Below are 21,224 nucleotides of genomic sequence, written 5' to 3' on the forward strand. Positions count from 1 at the left end.
ATAAAAGTCGATGGATGACTACAAGCGGACGAAAGTGAGGTCGAAACCAGAAACGGAAATGGAAAGATAGATATACATCAAATAAATAATACAGGAAGAGACTTTTTGCAGTAGCCTATTGAATAAAAAAGACTACAAAGCGTAAGTATTAAAAAATCATAAACATAGGCATTATAAGCCTCGTGTTAAAATTATTTAATTAAAATAATAAGATCAATTATCTCATTAAGTAACAGATTATACATTTATGTACAACCATTTAACTTCACAGCAAAGATACGCAATTTCAACTTTTATTCAAAACGGATGGAGCAGGGCAAAGATAGCAGACTCGATAGGAGTTAATCATTCTACCGTTACTCGTGAAATCAACCGCAACAGCGGAGTCCGTGGAACTTATAATTGGGAGACTGCCCAGAAAAATGCCGACTATAGAAAGATACGAAGACCAGGCAACCGCGCCATTTCTCAAGAGATAAAGGATGAAGCAGTGCGGCTATTAGTGGAAGAACAGTGGTCTCCGGAACAGATTTCGGCAGTTTTAAAGGAACGGGGTATGTCAATATCTCATGAGACTATATACAAGATCATCCGCACAGACAAGAAGAATGGAGGGGCTTTGTATCTTTACTGTCGTCATAAACTTAAACACCGGGCACGTCCAGTAAGTAGCAGTGGATCAATTATTTGTAATAGGGTAAATATAAGCGAAAGACCGGAAGAAGCAGATGGTAGACGCTTTGGTGATTTCGAGATGGACACCATTGTAGGCAAAGGGAACCATGGAGCCATACTGACCCTTACTGAAAAAAGTACAGGCATGTTGTTTATGAGAAAGTTGAACAAAGGAAAAGAAGCCAAAGAACTGGCAAAGACGGTTGTTCGAATACTAATGCCATATAAAGCTTTCCTTAAATCAATAACGACTGATAACGGTTTGGAGTTTGCCTGTCATGAATACATTACAAAAAAATTGGGTGTTACGGTCTACTTCACCGATCCGTATTCATCATGGCAAAAAGGTTCGATTGAAAATCAGAACGGTCTTATCAGGCAATATATCCCCAAATCATCCACTTTTGAAAATATCAGTCATCAGTTTGTTACCAAAGTTGCTGACAAAATAAACCGTCGCCCAAGAGAAAAATTAAATTTTCGTACCCCTTTTGAGTGTTTTTACGAAAATATTCTTTAACTTTGCGGGCGGTGCATTTGCATGTTGAAACCGCCTTGTCCGCTTTTTTGAGTATTTCCATAAAAGATGTTAATGCATTTTGGGCATATACTTCATGTGTCCTTGTCTGTTTTGGGCTGTCATAAAGATGGGCCTGCAAATGCTATACCTGTCTTTTCTCCCTGTTTATAGTTCTTGTCAGTCAATGACTTTGTTTTGTCTTCTATAGGGAAAACAAGGCCGATTGGCTTGAAACCGTGTTACACCAACGTTGCCACAATCTCCTCACGCGTACCTGGAAGCATGTCGATAACGGGGATTTCAGGCATCGTGTAGCAGCCCGGTTGCAGACGCATTGATGCGCGCGCCACGTTGACAAGCACTTGGGCGGTGAGTGCAGGATTGTTGATGCTCATGTTGAACTCCAACCGTTGGTTCTGCGTCTTGCCTGAAACTCCTTTGCGAATAAGGTTTACACCATGGCCCATGTCGCGTACATCATCGACTGAGGCAACTGCAAATACGTGGGTTTCATCATGTGCAAAGTAGGGATCGGCTTTGATTTCAGCGGTCACATCCTCGAGTTTTGCACCGTCTTCAAGTTCTACATAGACCATACGGCGATGAATACCTTCGCCCAATGGGATAGTAACAGAAAGCGCATTCTTTACCCCTTCCTTGCTACGTACACACACTGAGTGACCCATTGACATGCCAGGGCCGAAGTTGGTGTAGGTTAAACCTTTCGGCGCAAGGCTTTCCATAAGCACGCGAACGATAGAGTCTGAACCCGGATCCCAGCCTGCAGAGATGACACTTACAGTATTGGTTTTCTTGTTGTTTGCCATCTGTTTGGTGCGATAGTCAAGGATAGAAGTATGTATATCGAAGCTGTCAACGGTGTTGATACCTAATGCAGTGATCTTCTCTGCATATTCCGGACAGCTGCGAGTAGGCGTTGCAAGGATGGCCACATCAACGTCTTTGAGTTTCGTAATGTCGTCAACAACGTTGTAGGCTGACAGTTCTGCAGGTTTGTCTTTATCTCCCTGACGGCGTACGATACCTGCAATTTCGAAGTCATGTGAGGCTTCAAGCGCTTCAATGGTGTAGTGGCCGATGTTGCCATAGCCTACTACTGCTGCTCTGATTTTCTTCATCTTCTTTTTATTTTTTCGTTAGATGTTACATGAATTTATTTACTATGACAAAATTACATGATTTAGATGAAAAATCCATTCTTTACTTCCTGTTTTGTTTCTTTTTTATAATTCGGTAACAGTTGCAGTGATGATAGTTTATCAAAGATGTTTTGTGTTTCTTGATAATTCGTAGAATTATAGGCTGTTTTCTTGTCAAAATCATTGCAAAATCATTTTTTTATACCTAAATTTGCAATGGAATGAAATAATCATTGATGAGATGGAAACACCTGAAAACAAACAAGTGAACCTGAAATACAGCAAGGATTTCATGATTTTAGCCCTCTTGGTAGGACTTGTTATGCTTACAGCTCATGTTTATGATATGGCTCCTGCACTGATACCTACCCATTTCGGGCTGAACCTTTCAAGTCCAATAGGGTATGGGCCTAAGTCATCTTTGCTGGTTGTTGCAGTCATAGGCATTTGCTTTGGCTTGGCAGGTGTCGCCGCAGGGCATAGCAAGAACCTGCCAATTCGCATCAACGGACTCTCTATGCGCAAGATGAATGAGGTTCAGAAAGAGGCTCTAAGGCAGCTTGTCTATCGCTTTACGGTCTGCATCATCCTCTTGTGTGCGTGCGTAGTCATGCTGCTTGTGCCTGTTGTTTTGCCGCGTGTGGCAGTCACAGTACTGTTTATTCTGCTGTTTGCCTGGCTTTTATACAGTGCTGTGAACGCCTCTTTCAAGATACGGAGAATGCGCTGAAACGACAGGTCTTGTTCTATTATGCGTTGTGCTTGATAAGGATATAAACTGCAGAAACAATCATCACGAAGCCTATGCCGACACACCATGTCATGGGTTCTCCAAAGACAAGGATGCCGATAGCCATGGCCGTGAGAGGTTCGAAAGCACCAAGTGTGGCCACACTCGTGCTGTCTATGTTCTTCATTGCCATGACAAGGGTCACGTTACTGATAGTCGTTGGGATGAAACCTAATAATAATAGGTAGAAAAATACGTTGATATTGCCGATCGGTTGGATATATCCCGTGGTGAACAGTGAATATAAAGCAAGCAGCATCATAGCCATTAGAAAGACAAAGAAGTTGGTTTTCAGACTGCCCATATTCTTGATTTTCATGTTCGGATAGGCCACCATATAAATTGCATACAGTAGTCCTGAAGAGAGTTCAAGCAGCAACCCGACACTTGATTTCACGTCGAAGCCATTCGTGATAATGCCTGACAGCATGGCAACACCAGCCACGGCAAGCATTATGGAGAACGCAATGGGGAGCGTAAGTCGATGATGAGAGAAGATGATTTCAAGGATTGCTGTGAATACGGGGTAGGAGAAAAGCAGCGTTGTTGCCACACCGCTCGGCAGATAATTATAGCCGTTGACAAGGCAAATGGCTGAAACGGCGTAGAGCAGTGCCATGAAACTGAGCCGTAATCCCTCACCGAAAGTGAGTCGAAGTGACTTGCCGTTATAGATGAGTATTATCATCATCAACAGGCAAGCGAAGCCAAAACGATAGACAAGCAGGGAAGAAATCTGCATGCCTGCAGCCAAGACAGGAATGCTGAAGAGGGGAATTGTCCCGAAAGTTGCCGAAGAAATGATGGCTTCGACATAGCCTTTTAGCTTTGAGTTTTGCATCATGAGTCGTTGAGATCTTATGTAGCGTAAATCAATAAAGCAGCAGTAATCCTGCAAAAGCTGCATAACCAATCATTCGGATGGGGTTGATGCCGATGATTTTCGTACCTACAAAGGTCACAACGAAAAGGGCAATGCTTATCCAGAAAGTCCAAGGATCAGCGGGAGTAGAGAAGTTTTCGGGCGTCATCAGCAACAATGTTGCTGCTGCCAACAGGCCAACGATAGCCGGACGAAGCCCAAGAAAGATGCTCTGAACAGCTGTTGTCTGCATGTATTTCATGAACATCTTACTGATAAGTATCATCAATATGAACGAAGGAAGCACCAAAGCAAAGGTTGCTGTGACCGAACCGAGAATGGCAATTGGTTCAGAATAGCCTGCATGATGAATGGCACTGTAGCCGCAATAGGTAGCCGAGTTGATACCAACAGGGCCGGGTGTCATCTGACTGATAGCGATAACGTTGGTAAATTCGCTGGTAGTGAGCCAATGAAATCGGGTGACTACCATGCTCTGGATTAACGAAATCATGGCGTATCCGCCACCGAAACCGAATAAACCAATTTCAAAAAATGCGATGAAAAGCTGTAGAAAAACCATTGTCTGATATCGTTTATTCTGTTGGTTTGATATATTTACCGTAGATATAGCCACCAAATGCCGCTGCAACAATCACCCAAATAGGGTTCACTCCAAGCAGCCATATGGCCAAAGCCCCTGCAATCGGTATCCAACAATTGGCCAAATTGATGTGTGTATCCTTAGCCAAAGTAAATGTTGGTGCTGCTATTAAGGCCACCACAGCAGGGCGAATGCCGGCAAACATCGCAGCAACAACCGAATTGTTTTGAAACTGATGGAAGAACATGGCAATGAGAAGAATGATGATAAAAGAGGGGAGAGTAGCTCCCAAGGCAGTGCAGATTGCACCTGGAATCTTCTTGATTTTGTAGCCAATAAAGGTGCTGATGTTGATTGCAAAGACGCCGGGACAGGTCTGGGCAATGGCAAGTAGGTCGATGAACTCGTCCTTGCTGACCCATTTGTTGCGGCGAACGACGTCCTCTTCTATCATAGGAATCATGGCATAGCCACCTCCGAAGGTGACTATGCCAATCTTGAAGAATGTCTTGAATAGGTTTATATACATTCTTGTTTTCGTGTTATCAATTTTAATTATTTGTCTTTTCTTCAATCCATTTGCGTGCATTGACAAAGGCTTCTATCCAAGGTGTCACTTCATCTTGCTTGCGATTGCGCGGATAGTAAGCATTCTGCCAGGGGAAGATTGCACGTTCCGGATGTGGCATCATGGCCAAATGACGACCGTCTTTAGAGCAAATGCCAGCCACATTATAGGTTGATCCGTTTGGATTTCCTGGGTATTCAGCATAGTTGTATTTGGCAACTACGTTGTAATGGTCCTCCGGTTCGGGCAGATAGAAGCGCCCCTCACCATGTGCAACCCATATTCCAAGCTTGCTTCCGCTAAGACTATGCATCATGATACTTTCGTTCTGAGGGATAGTTAAGCCGAGGAATGAACTCTCAAACTTCTTGGAATTGTTGTGGCATAAATGGCTCCTGTGCGTGTGTTCAGGGTTGATGAGATTGAGTTCTATCATCAACTGACAACCATTACAGATGCCAAGACTGAGTGTATCTTGACGTGCATAGAACTTCTCCAGCGCCTCTTTTGCCTTCTGATTATATAGGAATGCGCCTGCCCAACCCTTTGCACTGCCGAGTACATCGCTATTGGAGAAACCGCCACAGAACACAATGAAGTTTACATCTTCAAGCGTTTCGCGTCCACTGATGAGGTCAGTCATCATGACATCCTTAACATCAAAGCCCGCCAAATAAAGCGTATAAGCCATTTCTCGCTCTCCATTGGTTCCCTTTTCGCGTATGATTGCGGCCTTTACGCCTGAAAGTTGACGCTGGCCTACAGTCAAACCATAGCTTTCCAAAGTGCCTTTGAAGTTGCTGTTGAACTGTAATTCAATCGCTTGCTTCTTGTAGTTGGTAAAGCGTTTCTTTGCCATTCCGTTGAAACTCTGGTCGCGATCGAGCAGATATGAAGTCTTGAACCATGTGTCGCGCAGTGCATCAATGTCGAATTCATGCACAATCTCATCCTTCTTTACGGTTATCTTGCGATTGTTTGGCGTAGGATAACCAATCTTTGCAAAGCCTATTCCTGCATCTTCAAGATATTCCAAGAGTTCTGCCTTGTGTGTATCACTCACCTGAATAACGACACCTGGGTTCTCTGCAAACAGCATTTTAACGAGGTCATTGCCTGCAATATCGTGCAGATTGATGTTCAACCCGCCCGCTTTATTGGCGAAAGTCATCTCCAACAAGGTGGTAATCAGACCACCTGCACTGATATCATGTCCTGCCATTACCCACCCGCGGCGGATTAACTCCTGTATAGTGTTGAAGCAATCTACGAAGTATTCGGGGTTCTTTACTGTCGGAACGTCGCTGCCTACTTTGCCCAAACTCTGTGCAAAGGCGCTACCTCCGAGATGTTGCTCGTCAAAACTGAAGTCGATATGATAGAGACTGGAGTTCTTGTCATTGATAATTACAGGGCTTACTACCTTTTTTACGTCGCTCACTTCACCTCCTGCGCTGACGATTACAGTGCCGGGAGCAATGATTTTCTCACCATTTGGATATTGTTGTGAAAGAGAAAGCGAGTCTTTTCCAGTCGGAACATTCACATGAATGGCACAACAGAAGTCGCTTAATGCCTCAACTGCTGCGTAAAGGCGGGCATCTTCGCCCTTTTGTGAACGGCAGGGCCACATCCAGTTGGCACTTAAACTGACGCTGTCAAGGCCTTCTGCCAACGGCGCCCACACAAGATTGGTCAGTGACTCGGCTACAGAGAGCACGCTTCCTGCCTTTGGATCGGCCAATCCTGCTTGCGGAGCATGCCCCATAGCAGTGGCAATCCCCTTCTCTCCACGGTAATCCAAGGCCACAACTCCACAGTCGGAGAGTGGCAATTGAATTTCACCTTGTCCCTGTTGGCGGGCAATCTTTCCCGTAACTGAACGGTCAACCTTGTTTGTCAACCAGTCTTTGCAGGCCACAGCTTCTAATTGAAGCACGCGATTCAGATAGTTGTCGAGGTGATCTTCGCTATACTTGACATCCTCATATCGGCGTTCTACGGTCTCATCTACCATGACAGTCTTTGGCGTATGACCAAACATCTGTGCCACATCCAAATCAAACGGCTTCACACCATCAGCCTGCTTGAAACAGAAATGTGCATCACCTGTCGTCTCACCGACCACATACATCGGTGCACGTTCACGCTCGGCAATCCTTTGAACATGGTCTAAATACTTCTCATCAATGAGCAATCCCATGCGTTCCTGGCTTTCATTGGCAATGATTTCCTTTGCCGAAAGGGTCTTGTCTCCAATCGGAAGCTTGGCCATGTCAATCTCTCCACCGCATTCTTCAACCAATTCTGAAAGGCAATTCAAGTGGCCTGCACTGCCATGGTCATGAATGCTGACAACAGGATTTTCGTCTTCTTCAACCAAAGCACGCACGAGGTTATAAGCTCGTTTCTGCATTTCGGGATTGGCACGCTGTATGGCATTCAGTTCAATTCCGTTGCTGTAGCGACCTGTATCCACAGAAGAAACGCTGCCACCACCTAAGCCTATGCGGTAATTATCACCGCCTACAACGACAATCTTATTGCCTTTCTGTGGCTCTTTCTTCAGACAATCGCGTTTCTTTCCATAGCCCACACCGCCTGCAAGCATGATAACTTTGTCGTAAGCATACTTTTCTTGGTTCTCCTGATGCTCGAAAGTGAGCACCGATCCGCAAATTAAAGGCTGACCAAACTTGTTTCCAAAGTCGCTCGCTCCATTGGAAGCCTTGATCAATATCTGTTCAGGACTCTGGTAAAGCCACTTTCTGACAGGCATGATGTCTTCCCATTCGCGCTCCATATCGGTCTTTCCGTTGTCGTCTTTCAGGCGCGGATAAGCCGTCATATAGCAGGCTGTGCCGGCTATTGGCCATGAACCTGTGCCACCACCCATGCGGTCACGTATCTCACCTCCGGTTCCTGTGGCAGCTCCGTTGAAGGGTTCTACAGTCGTTGGAAAGTTATGTGTTTCGGCTTTCAGCGAAATAACGCTCTCTATTTCCTTGACTTTGAAATAGTCACTTGTGCTTTGGTCGGCCGGTGCAAACTGCTCAATGACCGGGCCTTGGGCAAAAGCTACGTTGTCTTTATAGGCAGAAAGAATCTTATTGGGGTTCTCCTTGGTGGTCTTTTTAATCATGTTGAAAAGCGAAGACTCCTTTTCTTTGCCGTCAATCACAAACTGACCACCGAATATTTTGTGGCGGCAATGCTCTGAATTTATCTGTGCAAAGCCGAATATTTCAGAGTCGGTGAGCGGTCTTCCATTCTCTTTTTCCAGTTTATGAAGATATGAAATTTCATCCTTACTCAATGCAAGTCCTTCTTCTTCATTGTATTTTTCAAGGTCGTCCACGTATTGAATGGGCTCGGCTTCATGGTTTACCGTGAAGATATCCTGACCGATACCGTTGTACATGCGCTGCAACATGGGGTCGTGTTCTGCGTCTTCCGAGTCAACGGGAAAATACTCTTCAATACGCAGAATGCCGTCAAGACTCATGTTTTGAGTAATCTCAACGGCATTCGTGCTCCATGGAGTAATCATTTCGCGACGTGGCCCTACGAAGAAACCCGTAAGTTCTTGAGCCTCTTCAAGCGTTGCATCGCCATAAAGCCAGCTAAGTTTACTGATTTCATCTGGATTGAGCTGATGGTCAACTTCAGTCGCAATCACACTCTTTGATTGAGTTCTGAAAAAAAGAATCATACTTTTCTATAATTAAAAATAGGTAATATAATCTGTTGTGCAAAGTTAATGTAAATCGCTCATAAATCAAAATAAAAGTGATGTTTTTATTGAAGGATTGGGCAAAGACCAATCTGATAAATTCCCCATTGTAAGTTGTTTGTCTTTCAGCAGCACAGTCTTTCCTGTCTTTTTGAAGGGAAATGGTGAACGGCACCATTGAACTGACACGCTGTTTCGCTTGTAGTTTTCTTCTGGTTTTGTAAATATTGTTCCCCTGTTTTTAACACTTCCAGAGCACACCAAATAGAAAAGAAAAGCTGCTCTCAATGCTTTTACGAAGTCATTTCTTGGTTTCTGCATTCCTGTTTTCTGTCTCTTTGTCTTGTCATCTCAGTCACTTTACCGTGCTTTTTGAGTCAAAACACACAGTCATCTCATGCGAATTGCAAGGCAATTTGACGCAAATGGCAAGGCTTTTCTGCGTGATTTCACTTCTTTATTTGCTTCGAATTTCATAATAACTTGATAGACAGTGTGTTGCAAACTATTAAAAAACAGCACGTATTTGGACCGAAGATGTCTTTCATTTCAAATACGCGAGTATAGCGAAGGCTTTTGTAAAGTTTCTTGGGGAAATACAAATTATACCTTCTTATATGCAATTATATGAGACGATTTACAGCCTTTTTGTTAACATTCGGATAGGAAATACCGGATAAGGCGACAGACTTTCCGCATTCAAATGTATGGAGAAAAGTTAGCTTCAGCCGGCAAACTCGGCAGTTTCTCCTTGAGGTTGCGCCGTCGAAAGGCCGTCTATCTCTTTCAATACGCCTTTCAACAGATAGGTTGCATTTTGATTTCGTGCTACGCCTGGCGTGATTTTATAGGAATAGGTGACTGCCGTTCCGAGTTCAATCTCAAAGCAATAGTTGCTGAAATGGCGGGGGTATTCGTTTGCAAGCTTTGAAAGTTCAAGGTCGTGTGTGGCGATAAGGCCCGTAACGGGTAGTTTGCAGATGTTCTCCAAGAAGAGTCTTGAGCCGTTGAGCTTGTCGAGTGAATTCGTTCCTTTCAGTATTTCATCGAGGATAATGAGCGTAGACGGACTGTCGGCAGGCTTCCCTTGGACATAAACAGGGTGTTTGCAGAAGCGTATGAGCTGTTGCAAGCGTCGCAGTTCGGCGTTGAAATACGAGATGCCTCCTGCCAGATCATCCGTCGTGCGCATGCTGCTGAAGAGGTTGAATGAGGAGGTTCGCATTCGTTTTGCAAACACCGGAGCACCGTTTCTGGCCAGAATATAGTTGATACCTATGGTTCTTAGGAACGTACTTTTACCTGCCATGTTCGCTCCGGTCACAATGGTATAACTGCCATTTTCAATCGAAAAGTTGTTCTTGACGGCTTTTGTTCCGAGGAAAGGATGATAGATTTCCTCTGCTTCAAAACAGACCTTCTGTTCTGTCGTGACTTCTGCTGTGGTGGTTTCCGGGTGATTATAGGCGAAACGTCCCCACGAAACGAGGGCATCAATATGGCTTAATGCCTTGACTTGAGCGGCAATTTGTGCTTTAAAATCATGTTCCCAACGCAAGTATTCGCGTATAAGGAAGTAGTCGTTCAGCCCAAATGTGTCGATAATCATCAATCCTAAGATGTTTCCCCTGCGGTCAAGTCGGTTGATGATACTTGTCAATAGTGCAGCCTGTTGGCGGGCATTGCGCAGTGTGTCGACCTCTTTCTGCAGGGAAAGTGGCAGGTCGTGCAGGCTGACACATTGCTTGATGAGTTGTTGAAAGCCCTCTGCCTCGCGATGAATTTTGGCAGTTCGCTTGGCAATATTGCGGGTTGCAGCGTTGCAGGCAAGGTAAACGATGAAGAATTGCAGGGTGGCATAGAAGACAGGGACATTGCCTTCGATGAGTCCGAAGAGTGAAAGAATGATGAGTAAAGGCAGCAGGCAGAGCATCAGAGAGGCCACGATGAGCGACCAGCGCGTGGAAAACCACCTTGGACATGATGCTTTCGAAAGCTCGTTTTGCAAGGCGAGCATGGCCAAGGTGTCAATGGTTTGCCCTTCTCCCAAAGCTTGAAAGTTGTCCATGAAGCTGACTTGGTGGCTCATATAATGGATTTCCTTGGGCTGAAACTGTATCTCTTCAAATGAAAGATTGCGTGCCAACAAAGCTTTTCCGCCTGTGGTCACCGTGCGGTTGAGGCGTGCAAAGAGTGAGTTTTGCCCGAAAACATCGAGGTCAAAGGTAAAAGGATGATGATAATCCATGAAGTCTTGTCCGCTGTCAAAGGCTGAATAGTTGCCTTCAATGGCTTCTAATTCGTGCGTATAGACGGCAAGTAGTTGCTCTGTCTGCTTGATAGTGCTTGCGTTTTTGTTGTCGAAAAAGCGCGTAAACAGGTATGCTGAAAGGCAAATCACAGCCATCAGAAGGCCTGATTTGCTCCATGCTGTCATGGCAAAAACGGCAATCGAGGCAACGATAAGCATGAAAAGGGCTATTTCACCCACGATAAAATAACGGTTGTAACGTTTCAGTCGGCTGATGACAGCGGTCATCTTGGCCTTTTGTTCAAGGTAATGTTTTTGATTTTCCATCGTTTTCAGTTGTCGGATTTGGGTCCGGTGTGTATTTCTCAACAGCCTCATGAGCCTTTTTCATGACTTTACCTGATAGTTTACTGCGTTTTTCAAGAAACCACAGAAAGTTCATTCCGGAGGGTGATGTCGGCTTGAGAAGCGGATCTTTACTGATGACCGTAGACGCGTTTACAGGGTTGGAACTCATGATACTGGGGGCTTTTGCCGTGATAACGACCGTGTTAATCGTGATAGCTTTAGGCAAGAGCAATACCGTATCCTTTATATTGGTCAGATTTAATGTGCGATTTACGTAGCTGTTATGCGAGAAAGTGACGCTCCGCGAAGCCCTGTCAGTAATGGTATAATGGCCTTGTCGGTCGGTCATATACATTTTGTTGGTGTTCGTGTAGACTTTAACGCCTGCTAAAGGTTGGCGAGTTTCCATGTCAAGAACCACGCCGTTACGTTGCGCCATGCCCTGAATGGCTGTCAGAATCAGTAGGAGTGTAAGAAAGAAATACCTGATTTTCATTTTCCGTTCTTGTTACTTGATAGAAGATTTCAACCTTTTCTGCAAAGATAAATATAAAATATTGAAGGCCATGAAAGCTTCCCCGAGTTTATGTTTTCTTATCTTTTTTTGAATTTTTGATGCACGATGAAAGGGAGAGAAGATAGAGATGATGAGTAAAGCTGAAAGTCAATGGCTGTCAAGGGCAGGCATCAGGGGTGATGTTCGTTAAATAACACAAAAACCGGTAAACTTATTTCGTTTTTCAATATCTAAGGTGTATATTTGCAATATCGAACAAATGGATTATCAATTAAAAAGAGAGGAATATGAAAAAAAACGTATTTTTACTTACAATGGTGGCCGGAGTGCTTCTCATAAGCAGTTGTGCCAGCAAGAAAGATCTGGAGAATTGTCAGAATGAAAACCGCGAATTGACTGCCAATTATCAGAACACGAAGGAAGAACTTGCTGCGAGCAAGGCACGCGTTGCAAGTCTTGAAGAGCAGTTGGCACAGCAAAAGAAGAATGTTGCAGCATTGCAAAACGCTCTCGATAAAAGTCTTGTGAATGCCAATGCCAATAACATCAATATCTCAAAGCTGGTAGATCAGATCAACGAAAGCAATCAGTATATCCGCCATTTGGTTGAGGTGAAGAGTAAGAGTGACTCTCTCAACATGGTACTTACCAATAACTTGACCCGCTCGTTGAGTCGGGAAGAGATGAAAGAAGTTGATATTAAGGTGCTCAAGGGAGTTGTCTATATCTCTTTGGCCGATAACATGCTCTATAAGAGTGGCAGTTATGAGATCAATGATCGTGCCGAAGAAACGCTTAGAAAGATAGCTAAGATCATCATGGATTATAAGGATTATGACGTACTTATTGAGGGAAATACTGATAATGTGCCTGTCAATACGAAGTCAGCGGCAATGAAGAATATCCGCAACAATTGGGATCTCTCTGCTTTGCGCGCTTCTTCTGTTGTGCAATATCTGCAGGATCACTTTGGGGTTGCACCGAAACGACTCACTGCCGGAGGCCGAGGAGAATACAATCCTGTTGCTTCCAATGACACGGAATTGGGCAAACAGCGCAACCGCCGTACCCAGATTATCATCACTCCGAAGCTTGATCAGTTCATGGATTTGATTGACAAGGCACCTGAAGAGAAGAAGTAAACCCTGTATTGAGATTTGAATATAAAAAGGAGCAAAGTTGAAACATCAGCTTTGCTCTTTTGTTTTATCCTTTTGTATGGTTTTAATGATGCTCTGTCTGCAGGCAAGTATAACTTTGATAGAAGCTTGCTGCAAGTAAAACTTCCCTTTCTTGGAGAGGGCTGTAGTGGATGTTCTCGCCTTATAGTAACGGACTCAGCAACCTCACAATGCTTTCCCAAAGTCGTAAGAAGAATGAACGATGTGTGAAATCACGTATTTCTTCGATGTCAACACAATCCTTTTCATCTTCCAAATAGATTTCCTTGATGCGTAAAGCCATGTCTTTATCATAGAAAAAAACATTGCATTCGAAGTTATTCTCAAAGCTTCTGAAGTCGATGTTCGTGCTGCCACAAGTGCAGAGATGGTCATCACTTACCATCAGTTTTGAATGATTGAAGCCTGCTTTATAAAGGAAAACCTTGGCTCCCGCCTCTACAATCTCACCCAAATATGACTTGCATGCCCACTCCACAAGCTTGGCGTCGCCGTGCATGGGGATTATCAGTCGCACGTCAACTCCCGACAAAGCAGCTGTCCGAATGGCAAAAAGTATGGGCTCGGTAGGCAGGAAATAGGGCGTTTCCATATACACATAATGCTTCGCTTCAATAAGAATGCGCACATAACCTTGCATGATGTCAGGCCATGGTTGAATGGGACTGCTCGTTACAATCTGCGCCAGACAGTTGTTTCTTTCAATGTGTGTATTCTCCGGATAATAGCGGTGGTCGGCCAGCAATGTGCGTGCAACGAAGTACCAATCTATCAGGAATGCACGCTGCATGGAATAGACAACGCTACCTGTGATGCGCATATGGGTGTCGCGCCAAGGCTGTCCTTTAGTGCCTTTTATATAGCGCATAGCGATGTTCATGCCACCGATGAAGCCTGTTTCTCCGTCGATAACGCATATCTTTCGATGGTTACGATAGTTCACCTTGCTTGTCAAAGCCGGGAAACGAACGGGAATAAAGGGCTTCACTTCTATTCCTTCGCGCTTCATTCTATTGAAGAATTTGTCGCGAACATTCCAACAACCTACGTCGTCATAGATAATCCTAACCTCAACCCCTTGCCTCACTTTGTCAATCAATGCGTCAGCAATGAGCATGCCGAGCGGGTCGTCATCAAAGATATAAGTATCGATATGGATGTGGTCTTGTGCCCTTCCGATAGTGCGGAGCAGCGCAAGAAAGAAATCACTTCCATGGGTGTAAATGTCTGCATTGTTGTCTTTGAAAGGCAAAGCCATGCTCTGATTGGCAAAAAGATGCATCAACTGGCGTGCGTTTTCAGGCAGATGCAGGTTGCGTTGTTCCGTAAATTCAAGCATACTTCGCTTCGTCAGTTCGTCCAAACTGTGCTGACTGATGAAGTGTTGTCTGCGGTAATTCTGTCCAAAGAAGATATAAATGATGATGCCTACTATCGGTATGAAAGAAAGCACCATGAGCCAAGCTACAGTCTTTGCAGGCTGCCGATTGTCCATCAGAACGGCTATCATGGCCAGTATGACACTGATAGTGTAGATGCTTACTATAATCCAATGCAGATAAGACATTTATTGAAAACCAATCATTTTGTGGGTTTGCAGACTCAGACGCCACTTGGGGTGTGACGCTATATAACGGATACAAGCCTGCGTAATGGCCTTGTTCTGAACGTCGTTGCCCACGTCACAGGGTTGCAGATAATAGTAGTCGGCCTCAATTCCGAGGTCATCAACAGGTTTTTGTCCGTCGAAAATGCACTTCAGTTCGTTGCATTCGGTAACAACGACATGCTCTTTCGGCGATATGGTCAGCCAGTCGAGATTGGCCGGGGGCACGTTTGTTCCGTTGGATTCCATGGCTACATAGAAGCCTTCGGCATGCAAGGCGTCAATCAGTTGGTCGTCGACTTGCAGCGTAGGTTCGCCTCCGGTGAGCACCACGAAGCCTACCGTTTTCCAATCTCTGACAGCATCAACGATAGCCTCGGCCGTCATTTCGTGATGCAATTTGAAATCAGTATCACAGAAACTGCACTTCAAGTTGCATCCGCTGAAACGGATAAACACTGCTGCACGGCCCGTGTTTCGGCCTTCGCCTTGCAGTGAGTAGAAGATTTCATTGACCTTATACGTCTTCTTCATACGTGGCTATATTTCCATCACTTTCCTGCACTGTGGCCTTGTAGCAGGTAGGAATCTGCTCGGTTATCCAGCGTGCAATGTTCTCGGCTGTAGGGTTGAAAGGCAGCACTTTGTTGATATCGGCATGGTCAAGTCGGCCATGAATGAGGCGCTTTACTTCTGAAAAGTCGGCCACCATGCCGTCTTTGTTGAGCTCACGTGCCTTGCAGAACACCGTGATGTGCCAGTTATGGCCATGCACATTGCTGCATTTACTCTTGTAAGAGAGGGTCAGATGGTGTGAGGCTGATACCTCGAAACTCTTTTGTATGTAATACATATCCTGTTCTTTTCGGTTAGTCTATACGATAATATTATTGCCCAACTGCTTTGCAAGCGCATTGCGTATGGCCGTCATTTCCTTATATTCGGTCATGAGTGGCATGAGATTGTCAGCCGAAGCCTTGGCAATTTGCTGCTTTAATTCGCGCAGATGCTTCTCAACATACTCCATTCTGAAGTCGAGCATCAAGTGAATGGCACGGTTTCGAAGGCTCTCATTGTCGCTCTTCACTTGCTGACTTTCAGACAGTTTGAACCGTTCTTCGGTCATATGGATAGCTAATTGGCTGATATGAATGTCGTGATGATGCACGAAATAAGGTTCAGTGTCGAACGAACGGTCGTGTCCTTTCTCCACAACTTCTTTCAAAATCTGATTGTAGACAGGGCTTTCGAACGACAAACCATCGGCAGAAAGACAGTAATCAAAGTATTCGGCAATCGATAATTGCAGTGGTTTCCCGTCGCTATCCTCTATGTTTTCGAAGACAACTCGATTGCCATGCTTGATAATCATCTGCAACATGAGCTGCTCTGCCTTGGATTCTATGTTTGCTTGGCTTTGAGATTGAATAGCGCTTTGATTGGCTTGAAGAGGCTGTGGGCCCGTAGCTGTGGGCTGAACTGCCGTAGGAGTCATCGAACCTGTGGCCTTTCTGTCACGTATCATGTTGTTCATCTGGGTGATAAGTGTGGCTTCATTGATGCCGATACGCTGTGAACAGTCGTGCAGATAGGTATCGCGGAGGATGGGATTCTGCACCATCGAGATGCTCGTGACAATGGAGTTGATAGCCTCCGAGCGCTTCAAGGGGTCGGTTTCATTGTCAAGCAGCAAGGCCGTCTTAAAGCGGATGAAGTCTGTGGCATGTTGTTCGATATAGTCTTTGAACTCTTCTGCCGTGTGTTTTCGTGCGAAACTGTCGGGATCGTCATTGTCGGGAAGCAGCAGCACTTTAAGGTTCATGCCCTCTTGAAGCAGCATATCTGTACCGCGAAGTGCCGCATGAATGCCTGCCGCATCACCGTCATAGAGCAATGTTATGTTGGCAGTGAAACGGTGAAGTGTATGTATCTGGTGAATGCTCAAGGCCGTTCCGGAGTTTGCAACGACGTTTTCAATGCCGCACTGGTGCATGGAAATCACATCCGTGTAGCCTTCAACCATGTAGACACGGTCTTCTTTTGCAATTGCTTTCTTGGCCTGATAGATGCCGTAAAGCTCATGATCTTTGTGATAGATGTCACTGTCTGGCGAGTTGACATACTTCTGATTGACGCCTTTTGTGCGTGCATCGAGCACGCGCCCCCCAAAGCCAACCACCTTGCCGCTTATGCCTATCCAAGGAAAGATGACGCGACCTGAATAGCGATCAACTAATTCTCCGCGCTCATTTCGATAGCAAATGCCGGTCTTCAGCAGGTATTCGTCTTGGAAACCCTTTTGCCGTGCCGTACGTCCGAGCGTCAAACGGTCGGGTAAGTCAAAGCCTAATTTGAACTTTCTGATAATATCATCGCGGAAGCCTCGCGTGCGGAAGTATTGCATCCCAATAGCCACGCCGTCGACATTGTTATGGAGTATGTCTTCAAAATAGCCGGAAGCCCACTCGTTGATGATGAACATGCTTTCGCGTTCGCTTTGCTCTCGTTTCTCATCATCGGTCAGTTCGCGTTCCTTTATCTCTATATGATACTTGTTAGCTAACCAGCGAAGCGCCTCGGGATAGGTCATTTGCTCATGCTCCATGATGAAACTTATGGGGTTTCCTCCTTTGCCACAGCCGAAACAATGACAGGTTCCACGGGCCGGAGAAACATAGAAAGACGGTGTCTTCTCATTGTGGAATGGGCATAATCCCTTATAGTTACTGCCACTTTTTCGCAGCGTAACAAACTCGGAAACAACGTCAACGATGTTCGCAGCGTCTTTGATTCGCTCAACTGTTAGTCTGTCAATCATAGATAAGGCAAAGTTAATAAAAAACGTTGAAACCGCAAAGCGTGGTGCATAACAAAAGAAAATATAATCTCATCAAGGTTTTGTTGCCATGTTTTTCAGATTGTCATTCTTCTTTACAAAAGCCTTCTCAGGAATGGCCTTGCCGAAAAATAAAATGCAGGTGGCTTCAAATACGCGAGTTTTAAGGCTTTTAAGCAATGGCTTGAGCATCAGATATTTAAGTCAAGAAAAACTTTCTTGGAGTTTGTTTTCGTTGTAATTGGGTGCTGATTTGACGCAAATCGTTGGCTGATTTGAGGCAAGTTACACTTCATTTTGACGCATCTTGGCTTGCGAAATGCACCATATTGCGGTGTGTTTTGACGCAAATGGCGTGATAAGTCGATTACTATGGGCAGATGAATAGCTGCAAATGAGTGTGAAATGGGCACTTATGTGGCTTCTGTTTTCCTGGAAGGTGTTTCTGAAAGTGGGTGTTTTTTAACGATTTATCTTTACAAAAGGGATTGGATTTTCAAGGAGTAGTACGGGCTGTTGTTTGTAAATTCACTCACTTTTCGGCCTTCATGAACTCATGTTCTTCGTCTTTCGGGATTGCAGCATGCTGTCTGCGGTTTTGCAAAGTGGGAGAAATCATAGAGAAAAAGGATGCTTTTTGTGGTTTCGGCACTGTTTTTGCTGTGTATGACAACGTATTAATCGTATTGGGATAATAAAGATATGAGAGCAAATATTAAGCGGAATGAACAGCGAAGAGTTGTTGTCGTAGGAGGTGGTCTGGGGGGACTGAAAATGGTTTCAAGTCTCCGTGAGACAGACTATCAGGTGGTGTTGGTAGACAAGAACAATTATAATCAGTTTCCACCGCTGATTTATCAGGTGGCTTCGGCTGGTTTGGAGCCGAGCAATATATCGTTTCCTTTTCGTAGATTGTTTCAGGGATGGAAGAACTTTTTCTTTCGAATGGCCGAGGTTGAACATATTGATACCGAGGAGAAAGCCATTCGCACATCCATCGGAACGATACACTATGACGACTTGGTGCTGGCTGCCGGTGCAACAACCAATTTCTTTGGAAACAAGAATATCGAGGCTTCTGCGTTGCCGATGAAGTCGGTTAGTGAGGCTATGCGGCTGCGCAACACGATTTTGCAGAACCTTGAAAGGGCTGAAACTGAAGACAATGAAGCTCGCAGGCGAGCGTTGATGAACATTGCAATCGTAGGAGGTGGCCCGTCTGGTGTAGAGATTGCCGGTGCATTGGCTGAGATGAAGCGCACCATTCTGCCTCGTGATTATCCCGATCTTGATACTTCTTGCATGCGCATCTATCTCATCAATGCAGCTCCACGCCTTTTAGGTGCCATGACTGAAAAGTCTTCTCGTGAGGCAGAGAAAGCCTTGAAAGAACTCGGAGTGGAGATAATGGCCGGATGTATGGTGACAGATTATGTAGATCATGAATTGATTTTGAAGGATGGAAGTCATCTTCCTGTGGAGACAGTGATATGGGTGAGCGGTATTCGTGCTAACCATATAGACGGTATTCCGGCTGATAGTATCGGACGTGGTGGCCGCATCATAACGGATCGTTTCAATCGGGTTAAGGGAATGGAGAATGTCTATGCCATTGGCGATCAATGCTTGATAGAAGGTGATGAGGCCTATCCGCAGGGACATCCACAGTTGGCTCAGGTGGCAATGCAACAGGCAGAGAACTTGGCAATGAACCTGAAACGGCAGGATAAGAACGAGCAGGAGCATCCCTTTTCTTATAGAAATTTAGGCACAATGGCAACCATTGGGCGCAAAAAGGCCGTTGTAGAAATCGGTAGATTGAAGTTTGGAGGCTTCTTTGCCTGGCTTCTCTGGTTGGTTGTTCACTTGCGTTCTATTCTTGGAGTAAGGAATAAAACGATTGTGTTTCTCAATTGGATGTGGAGTTATTTCAATTATAAACAGAGCCTTCGATTAATATTAAAGGCGAAACGCTGACAGCAGTAGCTGTTGAAATGAGGCCGTGAGTCCTTGGTTTCTGATATTGGGATGTCTGCCTAAAGATAGAAGCCAAGGACGCTGTTGACTTGTGTCATTTGATATTCTTCATTTTATGTCAACTCATCTGCATGGGATTGAAGTGATAGTTATAAGCTTCAAGCCCTATTATTCATAGCCTATTGCACGCAAAAACGGGAACCCTTGAATAAGGATTCCCGTTTTGGGGTGGAGGGTGGGACTCGAACCCACGACATTCAGAACCACAATCTGACGCTCTAACCAACTGAACTACATCCACCATGTAATGCGTTTGCTATTGTTGTTTAGCGGGTGCAAAGGTATGAGAAAAGTTTGGATTGACCAAACTTTTCCCTTGTTTTTTTGCTGTTTTTTTATTTGGCAGGTGTTTGAGGAGCCTGTGGTACCTGCTGACTTGCCCCAAATCCCTGGGTATTTGTTGGGTTGGTGGTCTGTGTTTCGGTTGCACTCTTCTCCATAACGCTTTGTTCTGTTGCTGCCTGTGGTGCTACATAAGCACATGCAACACTAAGGATTACCATTGAAACAGCGAGCGCCCATGTTGCTTTTTCTACCACATTGGTCGTCTTGCGAACGCCCATAATGGCATTTGATGATGAGAAGTTTGAGGCCAAACCACCACCTTTTGATTCTTGAATGAGTACGACAAGCACCATCAAAATGGCTGCTAATACAATCAATACAACGAATAATGTGTAAATCATTTCCCTTATTTTTTGTTTTTATTATTTATTATCAATTTCTCCAAGAAACGTATTTGGTCTGCAAAGTAAGCATTTTTTTTTGGATTATTCAAATTTAAACGCTTAATAATTTCCAATGCCTTTTCATATCGTCCCTGTTTGACATAGATGCGAGCCAGCGTTTCTGTGAAATAGTTTTCATCGCCTTCGTTCTTTTCTTGGGGCTGTGGTTCAGGCTCAAGTGGGAGTGTTGGTGTCGGTGTTTCTATTTCAAAATCTTCTATCTGATAGCTTATGGCGTAGTTCTTTGTCAGTTCTTCATTCGTATCCTCTTCTGTTCTGAGGTTGAAACCGCCGTCTTCAATGAAGTTGTCTATCAGAGTTGTTGTACGATCCTGGGTCTTCTGCTCGCGTTGTTCCTGTTCTTCTTCCTCTTCAAGGTTAAGCAGATAAGAGACGTAGTCCACGGTTGCATCGGCTGGAGTGGGGCGGCGGGTTTTGTCCTTAGCTTCTTCTTCTGTGTCTTCGGGGATGGAATCGAGGAAGCTGTCAATGAGTTTCGTTGTGCGATCTCCGTTCTCGGCCGTTGTCTCGTGTAGCTTCCTTTGGGTCGAAGTAGACTTGTCTGCATGCACTTTATAATGGGCAGCCTCAATCATATTGAAGAGAATGCGTCGGTCGGTGATGCAGATAGCAGCTCTGCGCAGCTCTTCATCAAATGCAGGATCATGCAGAATGTAAAGGTTTTGCAGCATCAGTATGCGTGCCGTTTGATAGTAGGGGTGGAGTGCAATGAAGCTACGGAGATCGTAAAGGGTCTCGCGATCCATGTATTCGGGATGCAGTATAAGGCGCTTAATGTCCATCTTTT

Annotated in this window: 18 protein-coding genes and 1 tRNA gene; 4 read left to right on the top strand and 15 right to left on the bottom strand. The window is 44.8% G+C overall.

Features of this window, described 5'->3' with window-relative positions; translation table 11 throughout:
• Nucleotides 1–247 precede the first annotated feature (247 nt).
• The gene (locus tag HMPREF2983_RS07345; RefSeq protein ID WP_004345294.1) at nucleotides 248–1,195 is read left to right on the top strand and encodes an IS30 family transposase; all 948 of its coding nucleotides are present in this window, start codon (nucleotides 248–250) and stop codon (nucleotides 1,193–1,195) included.
• 239 nt (nucleotides 1,196–1,434) lie between these two features.
• Here HMPREF2983_RS07345 and HMPREF2983_RS07350 read toward each other — a convergent pair whose 3' ends face one another.
• Nucleotides 1,435–2,334 (bottom strand): diaminopimelate dehydrogenase, encoded by a 900-nt coding sequence (locus HMPREF2983_RS07350; RefSeq protein WP_070667568.1) that lies wholly within the window; start codon nucleotides 2,332–2,334, stop codon nucleotides 1,435–1,437.
• A gap of 262 nt (nucleotides 2,335–2,596) precedes the next feature.
• Here HMPREF2983_RS07350 and HMPREF2983_RS07355 point away from each other — a divergent pair, with 262 nt between their 5' ends.
• Nucleotides 2,597–3,085, top strand: a complete 489-nt coding sequence (locus HMPREF2983_RS07355) for an SdpI family protein (RefSeq protein ID WP_246829372.1) — start codon at nucleotides 2,597–2,599, stop codon at nucleotides 3,083–3,085.
• Nucleotides 3,086–3,104: 19 nt separating this feature from the next.
• Here HMPREF2983_RS07355 and HMPREF2983_RS07360 read toward each other — a convergent pair whose 3' ends face one another.
• From HMPREF2983_RS07360 to HMPREF2983_RS07385, 7 genes are all read right to left on the bottom strand, one after another.
• Nucleotides 3,105–3,989 (bottom strand): DMT family transporter, encoded by an 885-nt coding sequence (locus HMPREF2983_RS07360; protein WP_070667570.1) that lies wholly within the window; start codon nucleotides 3,987–3,989, stop codon nucleotides 3,105–3,107.
• Nucleotides 3,990–4,017: 28 nt separating this feature from the next.
• The gene (locus HMPREF2983_RS07365) at nucleotides 4,018–4,590 is read right to left on the bottom strand and encodes a chromate transporter (RefSeq protein WP_070667571.1); all 573 of its coding nucleotides are present in this window, start codon (nucleotides 4,588–4,590) and stop codon (nucleotides 4,018–4,020) included.
• A gap of 13 nt (nucleotides 4,591–4,603) precedes the next feature.
• The gene (locus HMPREF2983_RS07370; RefSeq protein ID WP_039873990.1) at nucleotides 4,604–5,140 is read right to left on the bottom strand and encodes a chromate transporter; all 537 of its coding nucleotides are present in this window, start codon (nucleotides 5,138–5,140) and stop codon (nucleotides 4,604–4,606) included.
• Between the two features lie 22 nt (nucleotides 5,141–5,162).
• Nucleotides 5,163–8,891, bottom strand: coding sequence for a phosphoribosylformylglycinamidine synthase (gene purL / locus HMPREF2983_RS07375; protein ID WP_070667572.1), 3,729 nt, complete (start codon nucleotides 8,889–8,891; stop codon nucleotides 5,163–5,165).
• A 66-nt stretch (nucleotides 8,892–8,957) separates the two neighbouring features.
• Nucleotides 8,958–9,233, bottom strand: a complete 276-nt coding sequence (locus HMPREF2983_RS13805; RefSeq protein ID WP_141757641.1) for a hypothetical protein — start codon at nucleotides 9,231–9,233, stop codon at nucleotides 8,958–8,960.
• A 403-nt stretch (nucleotides 9,234–9,636) separates the two neighbouring features.
• Nucleotides 9,637–11,490, bottom strand: coding sequence for a MutS-related protein (locus HMPREF2983_RS07380; RefSeq protein ID WP_070667573.1), 1,854 nt, complete (start codon nucleotides 11,488–11,490; stop codon nucleotides 9,637–9,639).
• Nucleotides 11,465–12,007, bottom strand: a complete 543-nt coding sequence (locus tag HMPREF2983_RS07385) for a carboxypeptidase-like regulatory domain-containing protein (protein ID WP_018921037.1) — start codon at nucleotides 12,005–12,007, stop codon at nucleotides 11,465–11,467. The genes HMPREF2983_RS07380 and HMPREF2983_RS07385 overlap by 26 nt, the downstream gene beginning before the upstream one ends.
• A 308-nt stretch (nucleotides 12,008–12,315) precedes the next feature.
• On the opposite strand from HMPREF2983_RS07385, the gene HMPREF2983_RS07390 reads away from it, so the two are divergent.
• Nucleotides 12,316–13,170, top strand: coding sequence for an OmpA/MotB family protein (locus HMPREF2983_RS07390; RefSeq protein WP_070667574.1), 855 nt, complete (start codon nucleotides 12,316–12,318; stop codon nucleotides 13,168–13,170).
• 181 nt (nucleotides 13,171–13,351) lie between these two features.
• On the opposite strand, the gene cls is transcribed toward HMPREF2983_RS07390, so the two are convergent.
• From cls to dnaG, 4 genes are read right to left on the bottom strand one after another with little or no spacing between them, the layout of a single operon-like run.
• The gene (gene cls / locus HMPREF2983_RS07395; protein WP_070667575.1) at nucleotides 13,352–14,776 is read right to left on the bottom strand and encodes a cardiolipin synthase; all 1,425 of its coding nucleotides are present in this window, start codon (nucleotides 14,774–14,776) and stop codon (nucleotides 13,352–13,354) included.
• A complete protein-coding gene (locus HMPREF2983_RS07400) occupies nucleotides 14,777–15,349 on the bottom strand; it encodes a 7-carboxy-7-deazaguanine synthase QueE (RefSeq protein ID WP_070667576.1) in 573 nt (190 codons plus the stop codon).
• On the bottom strand, nucleotides 15,333–15,668 hold the full coding sequence (locus tag HMPREF2983_RS07405) for a 6-pyruvoyl trahydropterin synthase family protein (RefSeq protein ID WP_018921033.1): 336 nt from the start codon (nucleotides 15,666–15,668) through the stop codon (nucleotides 15,333–15,335). Before HMPREF2983_RS07405 ends, HMPREF2983_RS07400 begins: the two co-directional genes overlap by 17 nt.
• 21 nt (nucleotides 15,669–15,689) lie before the next feature.
• Nucleotides 15,690–17,633: a DNA primase gene (gene dnaG, locus HMPREF2983_RS07410; RefSeq protein ID WP_070667577.1), complete on the bottom strand. Its 1,944-nt coding sequence runs from the start codon at nucleotides 17,631–17,633 to the stop codon at nucleotides 15,690–15,692.
• Between the two features lie 720 nt (nucleotides 17,634–18,353).
• Between dnaG and HMPREF2983_RS07415 the strand changes: the two genes are divergently transcribed.
• Nucleotides 18,354–19,628, top strand: a complete 1,275-nt coding sequence (locus tag HMPREF2983_RS07415; protein WP_070667578.1) for an NAD(P)/FAD-dependent oxidoreductase — start codon at nucleotides 18,354–18,356, stop codon at nucleotides 19,626–19,628.
• Nucleotides 19,629–19,852: 224 nt separating this feature from the next.
• On the opposite strand, the gene HMPREF2983_RS07420 is transcribed toward HMPREF2983_RS07415, so the two are convergent.
• The 3 genes from HMPREF2983_RS07420 to HMPREF2983_RS07430 form a co-directional block, all read right to left on the bottom strand.
• Nucleotides 19,853–19,929: transfer RNA gene (locus tag HMPREF2983_RS07420), tRNA-His, on the bottom strand.
• Between the two features lie 94 nt (nucleotides 19,930–20,023).
• Nucleotides 20,024–20,374: a preprotein translocase subunit SecG gene (secG, locus tag HMPREF2983_RS07425; protein WP_004375603.1), complete on the bottom strand. Its 351-nt coding sequence runs from the start codon at nucleotides 20,372–20,374 to the stop codon at nucleotides 20,024–20,026.
• A gap of 5 nt (nucleotides 20,375–20,379) precedes the next feature.
• Complete coding sequence (locus tag HMPREF2983_RS07430; RefSeq protein WP_070667579.1) at nucleotides 20,380–21,219, bottom strand: tetratricopeptide repeat protein; 840 nt, start codon at nucleotides 21,217–21,219, stop codon at nucleotides 20,380–20,382.
• Nucleotides 21,220–21,224 lie beyond the last annotated feature (5 nt).

This window comes from Prevotella sp. HMSC077E09 (assembly GCF_001814685.1).
Lineage (GTDB): Bacteria > Bacteroidota > Bacteroidia > Bacteroidales > Bacteroidaceae > Prevotella > Prevotella oris.

Bases quoted from the DNA above. Each gene is read 5' to 3' on its own strand.
- HMPREF2983_RS07360 (WP_070667570.1), bottom strand. From the start codon at position 3,989: ATGATGCAAAACTCAAAGCTAAAAGGCTATGTCGAAGCCATCATTTCT.
- HMPREF2983_RS07415 (WP_070667578.1), top strand. From the start codon at position 18,354: ATGAGAGCAAATATTAAGCGGAATGAACAGCGAAGAGTTGTTGTCGTA.
- HMPREF2983_RS07345 (WP_004345294.1), top strand. From the start codon at position 248: ATGTACAACCATTTAACTTCACAGCAAAGATACGCAATTTCAACTTTT.
- HMPREF2983_RS07430 (WP_070667579.1), bottom strand. From the start codon at position 21,219: ATGGACATTAAGCGCCTTATACTGCATCCCGAATACATGGATCGCGAG.
- HMPREF2983_RS07380 (WP_070667573.1), bottom strand. From the start codon at position 11,490: ATGGAAAATCAAAAACATTACCTTGAACAAAAGGCCAAGATGACCGCT.
- dnaG (WP_070667577.1), bottom strand. From the start codon at position 17,633: ATGATTGACAGACTAACAGTTGAGCGAATCAAAGACGCTGCGAACATC.
- HMPREF2983_RS07355 (WP_246829372.1), top strand. From the start codon at position 2,597: ATGGAAACACCTGAAAACAAACAAGTGAACCTGAAATACAGCAAGGAT.
- HMPREF2983_RS07390 (WP_070667574.1), top strand. From the start codon at position 12,316: ATGAAAAAAAACGTATTTTTACTTACAATGGTGGCCGGAGTGCTTCTC.
- cls (WP_070667575.1), bottom strand. From the start codon at position 14,776: ATGTCTTATCTGCATTGGATTATAGTAAGCATCTACACTATCAGTGTC.
- HMPREF2983_RS07350 (WP_070667568.1), bottom strand. From the start codon at position 2,334: ATGAAGAAAATCAGAGCAGCAGTAGTAGGCTATGGCAACATCGGCCAC.
- purL (WP_070667572.1), bottom strand. From the start codon at position 8,891: ATGATTCTTTTTTTCAGAACTCAATCAAAGAGTGTGATTGCGACTGAA.
- HMPREF2983_RS07385 (WP_018921037.1), bottom strand. From the start codon at position 12,007: ATGAAAATCAGGTATTTCTTTCTTACACTCCTACTGATTCTGACAGCC.
- HMPREF2983_RS13805 (WP_141757641.1), bottom strand. From the start codon at position 9,233: ATGCAGAAACCAAGAAATGACTTCGTAAAAGCATTGAGAGCAGCTTTT.
- HMPREF2983_RS07370 (WP_039873990.1), bottom strand. From the start codon at position 5,140: ATGTATATAAACCTATTCAAGACATTCTTCAAGATTGGCATAGTCACC.
- HMPREF2983_RS07365 (WP_070667571.1), bottom strand. From the start codon at position 4,590: ATGGTTTTTCTACAGCTTTTCATCGCATTTTTTGAAATTGGTTTATTC.
- HMPREF2983_RS07400 (WP_070667576.1), bottom strand. From the start codon at position 15,349: ATGAAGAAGACGTATAAGGTCAATGAAATCTTCTACTCACTGCAAGGC.
- HMPREF2983_RS07405 (WP_018921033.1), bottom strand. From the start codon at position 15,668: ATGTATTACATACAAAAGAGTTTCGAGGTATCAGCCTCACACCATCTG.
- secG (WP_004375603.1), bottom strand. From the start codon at position 20,374: ATGATTTACACATTATTCGTTGTATTGATTGTATTAGCAGCCATTTTG.